Origin of the sequence: Larkinella insperata, from assembly GCF_026248825.1 — a bacterium.
GTDB classification, from domain to species: domain Bacteria; phylum Bacteroidota; class Bacteroidia; order Cytophagales; family Spirosomataceae; genus Larkinella; species Larkinella insperata.
On sequence record NZ_CP110973.1, the window covers coordinates 1257182 to 1274884 of the forward strand.

At 55.8% G+C, this 17703-nt stretch carries 11 protein-coding genes and 1 pseudogene; 8 read left to right on the plus strand and 4 right to left on the minus strand.

Features of this window, described 5'->3' with window-relative positions; all coding sequences use genetic code 11:
• Positions 1-4 precede the first annotated feature (4 nt).
• Positions 5-2749: a DUF1553 domain-containing protein gene (locus OQ371_RS05090; RefSeq protein WP_265992704.1), complete on the minus strand. Its 2745-nt coding sequence runs from the start codon at positions 2747-2749 to the stop codon at positions 5-7.
• Positions 2750-3206: 457 nt separating this feature from the next.
• On the opposite strand from OQ371_RS05090, the gene nagB reads away from it, so the two are divergent.
• From nagB to OQ371_RS05105, 3 genes are all read left to right on the plus strand, one after another.
• Positions 3207-5165 (plus strand): glucosamine-6-phosphate deaminase, encoded by a 1959-nt coding sequence (gene nagB, locus OQ371_RS05095; protein WP_265992705.1) that lies wholly within the window; start codon positions 3207-3209, stop codon positions 5163-5165.
• A gap of 124 nt (positions 5166-5289) precedes the next feature.
• A complete protein-coding gene (locus OQ371_RS05100; RefSeq protein ID WP_265992706.1) occupies positions 5290-6447 on the plus strand; it encodes an acyltransferase family protein in 1158 nt (385 codons plus the stop codon).
• Between the two features lie 66 nt (positions 6448-6513).
• Entirely contained in the window at positions 6514-9411 is a 2898-nt protein-coding gene (locus OQ371_RS05105; protein ID WP_265992707.1) for a M16 family metallopeptidase, read from the plus strand.
• A gap of 106 nt (positions 9412-9517) precedes the next feature.
• Here OQ371_RS05105 and OQ371_RS05110 read toward each other — a convergent pair whose 3' ends face one another.
• Positions 9518-9874: a VOC family protein gene (locus tag OQ371_RS05110; protein ID WP_265992708.1), complete on the minus strand. Its 357-nt coding sequence runs from the start codon at positions 9872-9874 to the stop codon at positions 9518-9520.
• Between the two features lie 105 nt (positions 9875-9979).
• Between OQ371_RS05110 and OQ371_RS05115 the strand changes: the two genes are divergently transcribed.
• From OQ371_RS05115 to OQ371_RS05125, 3 genes and pseudogenes are all read left to right on the plus strand, one after another.
• Positions 9980-11119 carry an amidohydrolase gene (locus OQ371_RS05115; RefSeq protein WP_265992709.1) on the plus strand — a complete coding sequence of 380 codons (1140 nt, stop codon included), beginning with the start codon at positions 9980-9982 and terminating at the stop codon, positions 11117-11119.
• A gap of 128 nt (positions 11120-11247) precedes the next feature.
• Positions 11248-12126, plus strand: coding sequence for a c-type cytochrome (locus tag OQ371_RS05120; RefSeq protein ID WP_265992710.1), 879 nt, complete (start codon positions 11248-11250; stop codon positions 12124-12126).
• A gap of 47 nt (positions 12127-12173) precedes the next feature.
• Positions 12174-12620, plus strand: a pseudogene (locus tag OQ371_RS05125) (DinB family protein); the annotation flags it as partial.
• On the opposite strand, the gene OQ371_RS05130 reads toward OQ371_RS05125, so the two are convergent.
• On the minus strand, positions 12589-13557 hold the full coding sequence (locus tag OQ371_RS05130; RefSeq protein ID WP_265992711.1) for a sterol desaturase family protein: 969 nt from the start codon (positions 13555-13557) through the stop codon (positions 12589-12591). The pseudogene OQ371_RS05125 and the gene OQ371_RS05130 sit on opposite strands and share 32 nt — an antisense overlap.
• Before the next feature lie 176 nt (positions 13558-13733).
• Here OQ371_RS05130 and OQ371_RS05135 point away from each other — a divergent pair, with 176 nt between their 5' ends.
• Positions 13734-14459 (plus strand): glucosamine-6-phosphate deaminase, encoded by a 726-nt coding sequence (locus tag OQ371_RS05135; protein WP_265992712.1) that lies wholly within the window; start codon positions 13734-13736, stop codon positions 14457-14459.
• On the opposite strand, the gene OQ371_RS05140 is transcribed toward OQ371_RS05135, so the two are convergent.
• A complete protein-coding gene (locus OQ371_RS05140) occupies positions 14456-16384 on the minus strand; it encodes a hypothetical protein (protein ID WP_265992713.1) in 1929 nt (642 codons plus the stop codon). The two genes, OQ371_RS05135 and OQ371_RS05140, sit on opposite strands and share 4 nt — an antisense overlap.
• 137 nt (positions 16385-16521) lie before the next feature.
• On the opposite strand from OQ371_RS05140, the gene OQ371_RS05145 reads away from it, so the two are divergent.
• Positions 16522-17601 (plus strand): ferredoxin--NADP reductase, encoded by a 1080-nt coding sequence (locus tag OQ371_RS05145; protein WP_265992714.1) that lies wholly within the window; start codon positions 16522-16524, stop codon positions 17599-17601.
• Positions 17602-17703 lie beyond the last annotated feature (102 nt).

The following is a 17703-nucleotide window of genomic DNA, read 5'->3' on the forward strand; positions in this document are numbered from 1 at the left end:
GGGTTTATTCTTTTGTAATCACTTCATCCAGGTTCAGCATGGTGTTGGCCGTCACGGTCAGAGCCGCCAGTTGGGGCGTTGCGTCTTCGCAGGCCAGCAGTTTTTTCGCTTCTTCGGGATGCTGCTGATAATAGGTCTGGGTGTTGCGGTATAAATCCGTCAGCACCGCCAGTTTTTTCGGCGCCAGATCCCGCAACATAATGATTCGGAAACCGGATTGAATCTGTTGCGCGGGCGTTTTACCGCGCAGTTTCATGGTTTCGGCCAGCCGCTGGGCCGCTTCCACGTACACCGGGTCATTGAGCGTCACCAGCGCCTGCAGGGGCGTGTTGGTCCGCAACCGGCGCAGTTGGCAGAACTCCCGGCTGGGGCTGTCGAAGGTAATCATGGACGGATAAGGGGCCGTGCGCTTCCAGTAGGTGTACAACGCTCGTCGGTAGCGGTCCTCGCCCTCGCTCAGTTTCCAGCTTTCCCCGCTGTAGGGCGACTGCCAGATGCCGTCTGGCTGGGGCGGCATCACGCTCGGGCCGTACAATTTATGGCTCAGCAACCCCGTCACGGCCAGCGCCTGATCGCGCACCTGCTCGGCCGCCAGCCTGACGCGTGGCCCGCGCGCCAGCAGTTTGTTGAACGGATCTTTCGCCAGCAGGTCGGGCGACACTTCGGAGCGTTGGCGGTAGGTGGCCGACAGCACCATGCGCTTCAGTAATTTCTTGACGTGCCACCCGTCGGTTTCCATAAACTCAGCCGACAGCCAATCCAGCAATTCGCGGTGCGTTGGCGGAATGCCCTGTGTACCCACATCCTCAACGGTTTCAACGACTCCGGTACCGAACAGCTGCTCCCAGAAGCGGTTGACGGCTACGCGGGCGGTGAGCGGGTGTTCCCGGCTGACCATCCAGCGGGCCAGCCCGAGCCGGTTTTTGGGCAACTCCTTCGCCATCGGTGGCAGCGATTTCGGAACGTCGGGGTTCACTTCTTTGCCTTTCACCAGCCAGTTGCCGCGCTCAAAGACGTGGGTTTTCCGGGCCAGATCGCCGGTACCTTCGTACAAGATGGGGGTTGCTTCGGGCCGGGTGTTTAGAATGGCCGCCAGTTTCAGGTCCATTTCGCCCAGTTCGTGAGCGGGTTGATCAGGCAACGCGGGCTGGAACGACACCCATTTAATCTGCACCCAATCCTTCGGCGTTTCAGGACTGCTCAACGTCCAATAGAGATGATGCCGCCCCGAAACCGGCGGCAGAGCAAAAATCATGGTGGTGTCGCGGCTGGCCGGTGTCGGACTCGTCAGCAGAACCGGGCCGGTTGGGCTATCCTGGTGCAGCGTCAGTACGGCATTTTTCGCCTTGGTTCCCCACTGCATAATCAGCCGGTTTTTGCCGGTCAGATCAACGCTTTTGATCCGCCCGGACCCCGCATCCTGCAGAACGAAAAACTTGGCATCCAGCAGCGACGCATTGACGTACTCATCAAAATCGTGGGAATTAATTTTAGGCTCGGTAATCCGGACGAATTGCATCACCTGCTGAACTTGCCGGGGTTGTTTGAGGTGCGCCTTTAACCAGTTATTCAGCTCCCGCACTTTCAGGGAGTCTTCATTTTTGTAAAACCGCAACGTCGGCGTTTCGGTCGTTACGTCCTCGTCGCGGGTGTTGTTGAAGAAAGCCAGGTACTTGTAGTATTCTTCGTTGACGAACGGATCGTAGGGGTGACTGTGGCACTGCACACAGGAGAAGGTGGTTCCCTGCCACACATCCCAGGTTGTATTCACCCGGTCGATAACGGCCGCCACCCGAAACTCCTCGTCCTGCGTTCCGCCCTCGTCGTTGGTCATCGTGTTGCGGTGAAATCCGGTCGCAATCAGCTGAGCATCCGTCGGGTTGGGCAGCAAATCACCCGCCAGTTGCTCGACAGTAAACTGGTCAAACGGTTTATCTTCGTTAAAGGCGTTGATCAGCCAGTCGCGGTAGCGCCAGATGCTGCGTCCCGGGTCGCGTTCGTAGCCTTTCGTATCGGCATAACGCGCCAGATCGAGCCACATGCCCGTCCAGCGTTCGCCGTAGGCGGGTGAAGCCAGCAGCCGGTTTACCACTTTTTCATAAGCATCCGGCGATTGATCGGCCACAAAGTCCGCCATTTGCTGCTCGGTCGGCGGCAGCCCCGTCAGGTCGAGCGACACCCGCCGGATCAGCGTGGCTTTGTCGGCTTCGGGCGACGGTTTCAGGTTTTCTGCTTTGAGTTTATCCAGAATGAAATGGTCAATTTCGTTTTTCGCCCACGTCAACTCGTCGTTCTCTACCAGTCCGAGCCGGGACCAGAGTGTACCAATCTGGGGCACTTCCGGTTTTTCGACGGGTTGGTAGGCCCAGTGATCTCCCCACTCAGCTCCCTGGTCAATCCACTTCCGCAGCAGTTCGATTTCGTCCGGTTTGAGCGGGGGCGCATCCAGCGGCATCCGTTCATCGGGATCGGTGAGCGTCAGCCGGCGGATAAACTCACTGGCGTCGGCATCACCGGGCACGATGGCGTGTTTGCCGGACTTGGCCGGAGCCAGGGCTTCGTGTTTAAAGAGCAGGCTGAAGTTGGACGCCTTCTTGACCCCGCCGTGGCAGGCAATGCAGTTTTTATTGAGCAGCGGTTTGATTTGAGTATTGAAATCCACCTTGTCCTCGAAAATCCCAAGGAACGAGGAGAGGGTAAGCGCAACTACCACGGTCAACCCGCCAGCCACCAGGAGTTGAGGTTTCATAACAAAGGGTTCAGTTTCTAACAAACAACTCTTTATAAAGAGTTGAAAAACGGTAATGTACTGTATAGTAATACAAAAATTATAAAAATTCCGGACTTTTCCTCGTTAAAAATTGGCAACGGGCTTAATTTGTTCCAACAATCCTGTTCGCTACCACCGCCAACCTCGTCAGGGCTTAACGCCAGCTAAGCCCGTACATAAGTGCGGGTCATAGAAAAGGACTCCAACCTTGAAAGGTAAGCCACTCCTGACGGCTGCTGGGATGAGGAGATTCGTGAGGGAAGAGAATAGTACTTGACGGCTCGAAAACCGTATTGAGATGGGAAACTATTGCGGGCGATTCCGTAATTTGAAAAGGATTTGGAATTTTTAAAAAATTTTAAAATATTTTTATTGGTGTTCCGGCTCAATATACCGAATTTTGACGCACCGCTCGAACTACAATCTACCATTCGTTATGATTTCTGAACCTTCGGTTTCCGAAAACGCGTTAGGTCGCCAGCCGGGAGATCCGGTCCAATCGGCCATTACCTACGAGAAAATTCCAACGCACATCTACGCTGACGCCAAAGATGCTTCCCGCGCCGTCGCCCGCGAAATTGCCGAACTGATTCGCGAAAAGCAGCAGAAGGGCGAGCCGTGTGTGCTGGGTCTGGCAACGGGTTCATCCCCCAAGACGGTTTACGCCGAACTGATTCGTCAGCACCGCGAGGAAGGTCTCAGCTTCCGGAATGTGGTTTCCTTTAACCTGGACGAATACTATCCCATGGAGCCCGATTCGCTGCAAAGCTACGTGCGCTTCATGAAGGAGCAGTTGTTCGACCACGTCGACATCCCGGAAGGCAATTATTTCATTCCGGACGGAACGATTGCGCCGAACAAGGTTGCTGAATTCAGCCGGGCCTACGAAGAAAAAATGCAATCGTACGGCGGTCTGGATTTTCAACTGCTCGGCATCGGGGGGAACGGTCACATCGGTTTCAACGAACCGGGTTCGCTGATCAATTCGCACACCCGCCTGATGATGCTCGACCACTCAACCCGGGCCGCTGCGGCCGGCGATTTCGGTGGTCTGGCTCAAACGCCTAAAAAAGCCATTACAATGGGGGTTGCGCCGATTCTGAGCGCCCGCCGGGTGGTCCTGCTGGCCTGGGGCGAACGCAAAGCACCGGTTATTCGGGCGGCTCTGGAAGGAACCGTTACCGAGCAGATTCCGGCTTCGTACCTGCAAACCCATCCCAACGCCCTGTTTGTCATCGACCAGGCTGCAGCTTCGGACCTGACCCGGATGCAAACGCCCTGGCTGGTGGATACGGTTACCTGGGATAAGCAAATGGTAAAAAAAGCCGTGACGTACCTGTCGCGCACCCTGGGTAAACCCATTCTGAAGCTGACCAACAAAGATTATAACGACAACGGGATGAGCGATCTGCTGGCGCAAGTGGGCCAGGCGTACGATCTGAACATCGACGTTTTCAATCAACTTCAACACACCATTACGGGCTGGCCGGGCGGTAAACCCAACGCCGACGACACAAACCGGCCCGAGCGTGCCCAGCCCGCCAAGAAGCGCTGCCTGATTTTCAGCCCGCACCCCGATGACGATATCATTTCGATGGGGGGAACGTTCCAGCGGCTGCACGACCAGGGCCACGAGGTACACGTGGGCTATCAGACGTCCGGCAACATTGCCGTGGCCGACGACGAAGCCCTGCGTTTCGCCGATTTCGTGGTGGACTTCAACGAGAAATTCGGCATCGACAGCCCGGAAGCCACCAAAATTTTCCGGGATGCTGCCGAGTCGCTGCGCAAGAAAAAAGGCAGCGAAATGGACACGGAAGAAGTACGGTATGTAAAGGGTCTGATTCGGAAAGGGGAAGCCAAAGCAACCTGCCGCTTCGTCGGAATTCCGGTCGAAAACGCCCACTTTATGAACATGCCGTTTTACGAAACCGGCAAAGTAGAGAAAAAACCGCTGGGCGAAGAAGATATTCAGGTGGTAATGAACGTGATCCGGGAAGTGAAACCGCACCAGATTTATGCCGCCGGTGATCTTGCCGATCCGCACGGAACGCACAAGGTGTGTCTGGACGCCATCTTCGAAGCCGTTCGCCGGTTGAAAAACGAAGATTTCATGAAAGACTGCTGGGTGTGGCTCTACCGCGGTGCCTGGGCCGAGTGGGATATTCACGAAATCGAAATGGCCGTACCGATGTCGCCCGACCAGTTGGTGCGCAAGCGTCTTGGTATCTTCAAACACCAGTCTCAGAAAGACGGTGTGGTCTATCAGGGCAGCGACGCACGCGAGTTCTGGCAACGGGCCGAAGAGCGCAACCGGGCCACGGCTGGCCTTTACAACCAGTTGGGACTGGCCGAGTACGAAGCCATGGAAGCCTTCGTCCGCTGGAAATATTAACCCGTACCCATCAATCACAATGCCTGCCCCAACCCTACCCGGTTGGGGCTTTTTTGTACCGTTCAGCTTAAATCCGCCCCAAAATCTGTAACTATACCAAGCAAACACGAACCCACCCTCCCTCATGGAACCAAGAGCCATTTCGCCCGGTCATAACCTGAATTCCGACGCTCACCAACGCACGGGCCAAGTGCGGCTTCTTTCCCTCGACACCTTTCGGGGCCTGACCGTAGCGGCCATGATTCTGGTCAATAACCCCGGTGACTGGGGGCACATCTACGCACCGCTGGAACACGCGCACTGGCACGGCTGGACGCCCACAGACCTGATTTTCCCATTTTTCCTGTTCATCGTCGGCGTGTCCATTGCGTATGCACTGCCGGATAAAACGCGGGCGGGACTGGCGGGAAAGATTGCAAAGCGCAGTCTGATTCTGTTCGGATTGGGCCTGTTTCTGAACCTGTTTCCGAAGTTCGACTTTTCCACCGTCCGAATTCCGGGTGTTTTGCAACGGATTGCCCTGGTGTACCTGGCCACTTCGCTGCTTTATATCAAAACCGCCACCCGAACGCAGGGCTGGCTGATCGGCGGTCTGCTTGTCGGGTATTGGCTGATTATGGCGTTTGTGCCGGTACCGGATTTTGGCCCGGCCAACCTGGAACCCGAAACCAACCTTGGCGCCTGGCTCGACCGCACGGTGCTGGGCGGCCACCTCTGGAAAACATCCCGGATCTGGGACCCGGAAGGTTTACTCAGCACCCTGCCGGCAATTGCCACCGGTCTTTCGGGCATTCTGGCCGGAACGCTCCTGAAATCGAAGCGCCCGGAAGCCGAAAAAGCCGTCTGGCTGTTTGTGGCCGGTTGCCTGGCCTTGCTGGGCGCTTACGTCTGGAACGGCTTTTTCCCCATTAACAAATCCCTCTGGACCAGTTCATTCGTTCTCCTGACGTCGGGATTGGCGTTGCAGGCGCTGGCCTTGTGTTTCTGGCTGATTGATGTGCAGGGCTACCGGAAATGGACCAAGCCGTTTGTGGCCTTCGGCGTCAATGCAATTACGGTTTTCTTTCTTTCCGGCCTGATTCCGCGTGTTCTGAACATGATTCGGGTACCACAGCCGGACGGTTCTGACCTCGGCGCGAAGGAATGGCTGTACCAAACGTTTTTCGTGCCCTATTTTGCAAGTCCGTACAACGCGTCACTGGCGGGAGCGTTGACGTTCGTCCTGATTTGGTTTGTGATTCTTTATGGCATGTATCAGAAAAAAATCATTATTAAAGTATAAATAATACCACTAATTTCGGGTTAACTACGGTAGATACGCAACAAACCGTATAACCAACCTGAAACGATGAACAAGATTTTAGCTACCGGGCTCGTGCTGGCCCTGCTGGCAACCGGTGCGAGTGCCCAAAAACCCGTTAAGAAAGCTCCCAAAAAAGCCCCCGCTTCCATTAAAACCCTCCCGGCCAAAGCCGTAGCCGCCGGTATTCCGGCCGAGCTGAAACAACCGATTCCGTTTGATCCGGAGGTTAAAGTCGGGAAGTTAGCAAACGGATTGAAGTACTACATCCGCAAAAATACCGAACCCAAAAACCGGGCGGAACTGCGCCTGGTGGTCAATGCCGGGGCTATTCTGGAAACCGACGACCAGCAGGGGCTGGCGCACTTTCTGGAGCACATGGCCTTCAACGGCACCAAAAACTTCCCCAAGAATGAGATCATTAGCTTTCTGCAATCGTCGGGGGTGCGGTTTGGGGCCGACCTGAACGCATCGACGGGTTTCGACGAGACAATCTACCAATTGCCCGTACCGACCGATTCCGCCCAGCTTTTCGAACAGGCGTTTCAGATTCTGGAGGATTGGGCACACAATGTAACCCTGGACCCGGCCGAAATTGACAAAGAGCGTGGCGTCGTGCTGGAAGAAGCCCGGTCTGGACGCGGGGCCGGGCAACGGATGCGGGAGAAATTCTTTCCGCTGATTCTAAACAACTCGCGCTACGCCGACCGGCTGCCGATTGGCAAGGATGAGATCATCAAAAACTTCAAACCGGAAGCTTTACAACGGTTTTACAAAGACTGGTACCGCCCGGATCTGATGGCGGTGGTGGCCGTCGGCGATTTCGACGTGGCGCAGGTGGAGGGAATCATCAAGGAGAAATTCAGCCGGATTCCGGCGGTGAGCAATCCGAAGCCGCGCTTGCAGTACGCCATTCCGCCCCACAAGGATACGAAGATCGCTATTGTAACCGATCCCGAACAGCCCAATACCGTGGTCCAGATCATGTACAAACGGCCCGAGATCAAGGAGAAAACGCTGTATGATATCCGCGAAGCCATCAAACGGATCCTGTTCAACTCCATGATCGGCAACCGGATCAACGAACTCACGCAGCAGTCGGACCCGCCGTTTCTGGCCGGTTACAGCAACTACGGCAGTTTTCTGGGCGACCAGGATGCGTTCAGTTCCTACGTCATTGCCAAGGATGGGGATGTAAACCGGGCCGTAACGGCCATTCTGGACGAAAACGCCCGCGTAGATCAGTTCGGATTTACGGAAACCGAACTCGACCGCGCCAAGAAACAGTACCAGAAAGCCGTAGACCGGGCCTACCGCGAGCGCGACAAAACCCGTTCGGGCAGTTACGTGAACGAATACGTCGAAAATTTCCTGCACGGCGACATCCCGGTCGGCATTTCGTTTTACAACGATTTCACGAAAAAATACCTGGACGGCATCACCGTTGGCGACGTTAACAACCTGGCCAAGCAATTCATTACGCAGGAAAACCGGGCCGTCGTGATCATGGCGCCCGAAAACCGGAACGCCGGCTCCGGACAAGGTAAGCTCCCGACCGAAAAGCAGATCCTGGCCCTGATTGATAACGCCGGTAAAAAACTGACGGCCTACGTCGACAAAACGCTCGATAAACCGCTGCTGTCCACGTTGCCCGTCGGGAATCCCGTAACGAGTGAGAAGCAAATCCGCGACATTGACGTGACCGAGTGGACGCTCCGTAACGGCGTGAAAGTGGTTTTAAAACCGACGGATTTCAAAAATGACCAGATCATTTTCTCGGCCAGCAGTCCGGGCGGTACGTCGCTCTACCAGGATAAGGACTTCGAATCAGCGCGGTTTGCCTCCACGCTGACGCAAATGAGCGGCATCGGCGATTACAACCAGATTCAGTTGGGCAAATACCTGACCGGCAAAACCGTCAACGTGTCGCCGTACATTGGGGAAACCACCGAAGGTATCAGCGGCAGCACCACGCCCGACGATCTGGAAACGGCTCTGCAACTGGTTTACGCGTATTTTACCGCTCCCCGCCAGGATACCGATGTGATTAAGGGTTTTCTGTCGAACCAGAAGAGTTACCTGCAAAGCCAGCTGGCAACGCCGACGCCCCAGAAGGTATTTCAGGATACGGTGCAATCGTTGCTGGGGGCTTATAACTTCCGCCGGTTGCCGCTGACGCCAAATCGGCTGGACCAGGTAAACGTAGACCGCGCCACGGCGATTTACAAAGAGCGGTTTGCCGACGCCAGCGACTTCACGTTCTTCTTCGTCGGTAACTTCAAGGAGAAAGACCTCAAACCACTGATCGAAAAATACCTGGGCGGTTTGCCGGTAACGAACCGCAAGGAAACGTACCGCGATCTGGGCATTCGGACGCCCGCCGGAAAAATTGAACGAACCGTGACCAAAGGCATTGAGCCCAAAAGCACCGTGCAATTGGTCTTCAGCGGTGATTTTGTCTGGAGTTCCGAGAACGCCACCCAGATCGATGCCCTGGCCGAAGCCCTGGAAATTAAGCTGACCGAAACGCTGCGGGAAGAAGAAAGCGGGGTGTACGGGGTGAGCGTGAGCGGGGCCTACGCCAAAATTCCGGCCCAACGGTATACCTTCCGCATCGGGTTTGGCTGTGCGCCCGAGAATGTCGACAAGCTGATTGCCCGCACACTGGCCGAAATCGAGAAGATCAAGCAGAACGGCGCCGATCCGAAAGACATCGACAAGTTTAAAGCCGAAACCCGGCGCGAAACAGAGGTGCAGTTGAAGCAGAATAATTTCTGGCTGGGGTATCTGTCCAATCAGTATTTCAACAACGAGGACCCGACCGAGATTTTGCGGGAGGCCGAGCTTCTCAAACAAGTGACGCCCGAAAGCACCAAACAGGCCGCTAACCAGTATTTCGGCAAGAACTTCATCAAGCTGCTGCTGCAACCCGAGCGGAAACAGTAAGCGGACCACGCCCCCCAAGCCGTCGTTCGGGAGAAGGTGATTCGTTGTCACCGAAACCGGACGACGGCTTTTTGCTGGGTCGCTTTCATAGAAAACGTGCCGCCTTTCAGGCTGTAAACTGCAACAATTCGAACCGGTTGCCAAACGGATCGTGGAAGAAAAACCGCTGCCGCCCGTCGATTTCCGAAGAATAGGTGATTTCGATTCCCCGGCTTTCCAGTTCCCGCTTCGCTTCTTCCAGGTTCGTGATTTCAAATGCCGGATGCCGTTTGGAGTACGTACCGCCGGTTTCTTCGCGAAGGTGCAGTTCAATACCGGCAACCGAAAACCAGAGCGCTCCGCCAGGATGCGGGCCGGGTACCTCTTTTAGCCCCAGAATTTCGCTGTAGAAGTTCCGCGCTTCTTCTTGTTTACCTTCCGGAATCGGAATGAGCAGATGATCGAACCGTTTGAAATGAATCATGATGAAATAAGCAGACAAATACCGTTTGCCAACCGAATGACGGCCCGCAATATCACACTTTTTAGCTACCTTTCGCCGTTCTGACCACCCACTTTTATCCGTTTCATGACTGCCGAAAAATCAGCCAGCTTTGTTGCGTTTCGCCGGGACCTCCACCGTTTCCCGGAAATCTCCGGCCAGGAAGTTCAAACGCAGCAGCGGATCAAAGCGTTTGTGGCCCCGTTTACGCCCGACCAGACGACGGAGATCGCCACCACCGGCCTGCTGCTGCAGTACGGAACCGCCAACTCCGGCCCCGTTACCCTCATCCGGGCCGACATCGACGCGCTACCGATTCAGGAGGTGAATACGTTCGGCCACAAATCCCAGGTTGAAGGCGTTTCGCACAAGTGCGGGCACGATGGCCACGCGGCTATTCTGGCCCGGCTGGCCTCGTTGCTGGCCGAAAAACCGTTGCAGAAAGGCCGCGTTTACCTGCTTTTTCAGCCCGCCGAAGAAACCGGCCAGGGGGCCGAAGCCGTCCTGAATGACCCCGAATTTGCCACCGTTCGGCCCGACCGGGTTTTTGCGCTCCACAACCTGCCGAGTTTTGCGCCGGGAACCGTCGTTTGCAAACCCGGGCCGTTTACTGCGGCAGTGCAGAGCCTGATCGTCAAGTTTAAGGGGAAAGTGTCGCATTCGGCCGAACCGGAGAAAGGTCTTAATCCGGCTTATCTGATGGCCGACTTCACGCTGAAAAGCCGTTCCCTGATTAACCCCAATCCGCAGTCGGACGACTTTGTCTCGATTACGCCCGTTTACACCACATTGGGCGAAAAATCGTACGGTATCTCGGCGGGTTACGGCGAAGTTCACCTGACCCTCCGGACGCGCACGAGCCAGAAGATGGAACGCCTGACCAGCCAGTTGCTCAATATTTTAGCGATTCTCAGCGTAGGCACCGGCATTGAGATTGAAACCGGCACCACGGAAGTGTTTTTTGCCAACCAAAACCACCCCGACGCCTTTGAAGAGGTCAAAAATGCGGCCCACAAACTGGGTTTTCCCTTCTCCGAAAAGCAGGAACCGTTTCGCTGGGGGGAGGATTTCGGACTTTTTACGCAGCGTTATCCGGGAGCCATGTTTGGGATTGGCAACGGCGAAAACTCCCCGGCGCTGCACAACGACGACTACGATTTTAATGACGACCTGATCGAACCGGCAGCCCGGCTTTTTCTGGCACTCCTCGACCGGCATTATCAATAACAGCGCCTACCGATTAATCAATTGGCCTTTAGAAGATTACCGCAAAATCAAGACTTTACACCAACGATAGAACAAAGCATTACATTTTGGCCTGAATGCGTTTTAGACAATCTTAAACGATTAGGGTCATGCTGATGAAAATCTTGAAGTGGAGCGGTATTTTTCTGGGCGGTATCGTGCTCCTGCTCATCGCTTTTTATACCGTGGTTTATTTCCAGACCGAATCACGCGCCAACAAAGTGTACGACGTCAGGCTGCAATCGCTCACTATTCCAGGCGACTCGGCCTCTTACGCCCTGGGTAAACACATTGCCGGAATCCGGGGCTGTCTGGAATGCCACGGTTCCGATTTGAGCGGCAAGGCCTTTCTGGATGAAAGTACACCGCTGGGTTTATTATACGCGTCGAACCTCACCCGCGGAAAAGGCGGGATTTCCTACACCGATCAGGACTGGATTCGGGCACTGCGGCACGGTTTGGGGAAAGATAACAGGTCGTTGTGGTTCATGCCATCACCGGAAGTAAGCGCTCCGCTTTCGAACCAGGACATGGGCGCTCTGATCTGCTTTTTGAAGGGCCAGCCACCCGTCGATAAAACCCATCCGGCCAAAACGCTGAAACCGTTGGGCCGGTTTTTAACCTTCCTGGGTGAATTTCCGTTATTTCCGGCCGAAGCAATCGACCATGCGGCCAAACCGGTTGACCAGATCCCGGCAGCTGTTGATCCGGCCTACGGAAAATACCTGGCCGTGACGTGCTCGGGCTGCCACGGTGCGAATTTCAAGGGCGGGCCCGGCCACAGTCCCGGCGAGCCCCGGATTGCCGATCTGACTCAGACGGGCAACGTCGGCAAATGGACTTCCGACCACTTCATCACCGCCATGCGAACCGGAAAAACGCCCGACGGCCGTGTGCTCAGCGATTTCATGCCCTGGAAGTACCTCGCAACTACTTACACCGACGATGAACTCAAGGCCATTCATTTATTTCTGCACGAACTAAAGTAAAGCCGCAGCACCGTCCGCTTTTTTCCATCATCCTAACCCACAACGCCATGTCACTTGATCAACTTCTCCAGTCGGTTGAAACCGCCCGCAGCCGCTACATTTCGTCCGTTCAGGAACTGACAGAAGAAGAAGCGCGCTGGAAACCCGATTCGGAAACCTGGAACGCGGTGGAAAACACCGAACATTTGTATTGGGCCGAACACGGTGCCATCTGGGGAATGTGGAAGATTCTGCAAGCCAAACGGGAAGGTCAACCGCCGGTTTGGACTGGCGAACTCATCCACCGGGGCCTGCCGATTGAAGTCATTGTTGAGCGCACGTGGCAACCGAAAGAAAAGGTACCGCCCATTGCCGCGCCCCGCATGGGTGGTGCGGTGGCGTTCTGGCTGGCGGCACTGGCTAGTTTGCAACAACCCCTCACCCAGCTCAGCCAGGAACTGGCCGACGAAGATGCTGAAGCAATCATTCACCCGCACCCGATTTCGGGCCCTCTGGATGTTCGGCAACGGTTTGAATTCCTGCGTTTTCATATCGACCGGCACCGGAATCAGGTGGCCGGTTTACGGGCGCTGATGCTGATTTCGTGACTTCCGGGCGGCCCACCGGGGGCCGGTACGGCTGAAACGGTATGTTGAGCAGATTACCAATCCGCGAATGCTCGTGCCTTTCCAGGTGCGTGTCAACGCCGTACCGCAGGTCTTTGCTTTCCATCCGGGCGTAGGTTCCGAACAGCCGGTCCCAGAATGGGAAAATATTCCCGTAATTGGTGTTGGTTTGCGGCAGGACGTAATGGTGGTGTACGTGGTGCATGTTGGGCGTCACGAAAAACCAGTTGAGTGGCCGGTCGATCCAGCGCGGCAGGTGAATGTTGGCGTGATTGAACTGCGACAGCAAAACCGACAGCGCCTGATACAGCATGACGATCCCGATAGGCGCTCCGGCGATGAGCACCGCCAGCGTGGTGAATCCAAACCGGAAAATGCTTTCGCCGGGATGGTGGCGGTTGGCAGTGGTCGTGTCCACGTAGGCGTCGGTGTGGTGGATGAGATGAAACCGCCACATCCATTTAACGTGGTGCTGCAGCCAGTGAATGGTCCACGCTCCGATCAAATCCAGCAGCAGCAACCCGACAACAAGCTGCGCCCAGATCGGCATATTCAGCCATTGCAGTACGCCAATCTGCTGGTGCACGACAAAATCGCTCGTTTTGAGCAGCATAAAAGCCAGCACAAAATTGACGGCGATGGTCGTCAGCGTGAAAAAGATGTTGATGCCCGCGTGCCCGGCTTTTCGGTAATCCGCATCGGCCTTGCCAAAGTGAAAGAGCGGAAGGGCGCTTTCAATCAGCCAGAAAAATGCAATGCCGCCCACCAGGATCAGGCTGCGGTGCGACGACGGAATCGTTTCAAAATACTGAATCAACCATTCCATAAGCCGTTTTCGCTTTAGTATCCCACTTCCTCTATGAAAATTACTAAATAATCAACCGAAAGACAACAAACAGAACCGTCGGGAAACGGTAAATTAAATCGTAAAATAGATTTGGGCTTTTTCGCGGAGAACTCCGCGGCTTCCGTGTATTTTAGTGCCGAACTTAAATCCTGACCATGAACTTCCAGACTTTCGCCGACTACAAAGCCCTTTCCCAACACACCGCCCAGCACATTGCCGACCTCTTAAACCGCAAGCCCGACGCCCTGATTTGTGCCGCATCCGGCGATACCCCCGTTGGCACCTACCGTGCACTGGTTCAACTGGTAAAAGACGGAAAAACCAGCGTGGACCGCTGTACCTTCGTAGGGCTGGACGAGTGGGTTGGACTAGGGCCGGAAAGCGAAGGAAGTTGCTCAAACTACCTCCAGCGCGAACTCTTCGGGCCGTTGAACATTGGCCCGGAACAATACCGTATGTTCGACGCCAAAGCCGCTGATCTGGAAGCCGAATGTGAACAGATGAACCAGTTTGTGGACGAGCGGGGCGGTTTTGATCTGATCCTGGTGGGGGTTGGCCTGAACGGTCACATCGCCCTGAACGAACCCGGAACGCCGTTTACCCTGAAAGCCCACGTTTCTGAACTGGCCGAAACGACCATCTCTGTCGGTCAGAAGTATTTCAACGAGCCAACGCCCCTGACGCTGGGCCTGACCACGGGTTTGCAACAACTGATGGACGCCCGTGAAGCCATTCTGATCGCCAGCGGCAGCAAAAAAGCGCCCGTCATCAAAGCCGCTCTGAATGGTCCAGTGACGGAAGATTTCCCGGCCAGCATCCTGCAAACGCACCCGAACGGTTTTGTCTGGGTCGACCAAGATGCGGCTGGTGACCTGGCTTAATTCGCTTCCACCGTCACCAGTGCTTTGCCAACCGCGATGCCCGCTCCGCAGGAACTGCTTAGCGACGTGATCGTGTATTCGGTTGAACTCGTCGGAGCAACCGTCAGCACGTAGGGGTTCAAAAACGTTCCGTTCACTTTGCTGCCGTCGGATAGGACGAACGACCAGGGGGGCAGACCGTTTTTGAACGCAACCCGTACCTTGGAGGTCTGGCCGGGACGGATGGTGCCTTCCCCCGCAACGATGGCCTGGCTCACATTCGGGGCCAAGACTTTGATGGTGGTTTCGGACCCCGCCACCGCCGGACTCGTCGAGGTGACCCGCAGCCGCACGGTATTGAGCGTGTCTTTCAGGTACGCCGGGTTGATCACCGCCTTCAGCACACCGTCTTTGTAGGTCGTAGCCAGGCTGGTAAACCGGCCGCTCGTGTCGGCCACCTGCACGATGTACTTGTTGTTGGCGTAAAACCGTCCGCCGGTCGTAAAGGGCACAATAATCTCCGATCCGTGGCAAATCGTGCGGGCCGACAGGTTGCCGGTCGCGATGGTCGATGGCGGGATGTTTACCTTCACAAAGGCGCGACCGCTGTATTCGCCTACCCCGCAGGCCCCGCCCGCCGAGGTGATGGCGTAGGGCGTCGGGTTGTTCGGGGTTACCCGGATCGTGTGCGGGCTTTTCACGATGTTATTTTCATAGGTACCGTCCGACAGCAGAACGAACCACGGCCCTCCCCCACCGAAATCAACGGTCAGTTCGGCGGTTTTCCCTTCGTCGATGCGAATGGTATCGTTGCGCAGCACCGCAACGGCCTGAGCTGCTACGGCCAGATTTTCGGCGTTGCTGTTGATGGACGGCAGCGTGGCCGCTACGCGAATTTTATAGGCTCCTTTGGGCGAAATACCGTACGGCAGCCGCGCCACCAGCGGACTGGCCGTGCCGGAGTTGGAAATGGTGGTCCAGTTGTTGGTTGAGTCGGCCAGTTGCACCACAAATCCGTTGCCCGCCTGATACTTTCCGGTCGCCGTAAATGCCACCTGAAACGGCGTGCCGGTACAAACCCGGAACCCGCCACTCGGTGCTTTGAGGGCAATCTCCGGGTTGGGGTTTTCGTTGACATTGACGATGATTTCGCCCGCAACCGTTCCGCTTCCGCACGGACCGCTGACGTTTACCACTTTGTAGGTGGTGGGTTTATCGGGCGTTACGGTCACTTCGTACGGCGTCGTCATCGTGTTCTGCACCTTCGTCCCGTCCGACAGCATGAACGACCACGGACCGTGACCACTCAGGGCGACGCGGAAGGTGGCCGGTTGGCCCGGCATGACGGTAACCGCATTGCTGCCGTCGGGCAACTCAATCCGGGCGGTGGGTGCGGGCAGAATGCGCAGTGGTTGCGCCGTTCCGTTAACAACGGGATTGGTGGAAGCCACCCGCAGGCTATACCGGCTACCAGCTGCGGTATTGACCGGAATAACGCCCGTGAGCGTTCCGTTTCCAAACGGTCCGGCTTTGGCAGGCTGGCTTAGATTGGTGGCTTTCCCGGCCGCATCGACCAGTTGCAGGACAAATTGGTTATCCGGCGAAAACCGTCCTCCCGACGAGCTGTAGGGCACCGACACGGGCGATCCGGCGCAAATCGCCAGCCCGTTCAAATCGCCCGTCAGCACTTCCGGCAGCGCTACTTTATGGCTGTCAGCCTGGGCGCGCAGGGCCGCCGAATCCACCCGAAACGTGGTATCCCGCTGAAACATGGCCTTGTAGGCGCTATCTCTAAGGTATTTTTCGATCAAGGTATCTTTGCGGATTTCAATCAGCGTATCCAGCCTGAAGCCGGACCGCGCGGTTCGCAGACCAACGCCCGGGCCTCCAAGGCTTATGACGCCCACAATCCCTAAAATGACACCCAATACCGTAAACTTATTCATGCAACCGGGGTTTCAATTTCAAAACGTAATGCTCTTTCCACTGGAGTTGACGAACTTTGCACGACCAGTTTTTACCTACAAAGATCGTTAACTATAACGGAAAGTTAGCAGACCTAGTACAAAGTTAATCAGCCCGCATGAACGAGGAATTGATCCAGCTTCAGGTGTCCGAAATAATTCGGGAAACACGCGATACGAAAACGCTTATTCTGCATCCTACCGACGGCCGAGTGGTTCCGTACCGGGCGGGGCAGTTTCTGACGTTATTGTTTAAACACCTCGGTCACGAAGTTCGCCGTTCCTATTCCCTGAGTTCAACGCCGGGCGACGCATCGCCGGGCGTGGCTTCTGAACCGCTCAGCCTGACCATCAAACGGGTCGAAAACGGCGAAATCTCCCGCTACCTGCTCGATCACCTGGCGGTGGGCGACACCCTGACCAGTTTACCGCCCGCCGGACGGTTTACGCTGGATACCGCTCCCGACGAACAACGGGATATTGTCCTGATCGGCGCCGGCAGCGGGATTGTTCCGCTGTACGGCATTTTGAAACAGGCCCTGCGCGACGAGCCCCAAAGCCATATTACGCTGCTCTACGCCAACACCGATGAACAGAATATCATTTTTTACCGACAGCTTGAAGCCCTGCACAACGAACACGCCGAACGGTTTCAACTGATTCACTTGCTTAGCCAGCCGTCGGACGACTGGCAGAAGGCGGGCAACATCCGGCGGGGGCGGCTAAACAACTGGCTGCTTGAAAACATGCTCCCGGATCTGCTGCGCTTTGAGCGTTCCAGGGCGCAATGGTACGTGTGCGGGCCGTTTGCCTTCATGCGGATGGTGCAGGTGACGCTCGTATACGCCGGTATCCGGCTTGATGCGATCAAAAAAGAAAACTTTGTTATCGAACCCGTTACCCGGACGCCCCCGCCCGAACTCGCCAGAGACCACCGCATCCTGTTGCGGTTTCGCGGGACGGAATATGATATTGATGTTCCGGCCTATAAATCCATTCTGCAGGCGGCTCTTGACCACGGCGTTCCGTTGCCGTATAGCTGCAAAGGTGGACGGTGTTCGAGTTGCGCAGGCCGCGTACGATCGGGCGACGTGCACATGACGATCAACGACGTGCTGACGGAGCGGGACCTGCGAAATGGCTGGATACTGACCTGTACGGGGTATCCGGCTTCGGAGGGACTGATTCTGGATATCTAACCGACATCCCATTCGCTGCCGCCCAAACCGTGGGTCTGTTTTAGTTTGGCCTCCCCGAAACTTCATCACTTTATTTTCTGTTAGAATTTAGAATAAGGCTTT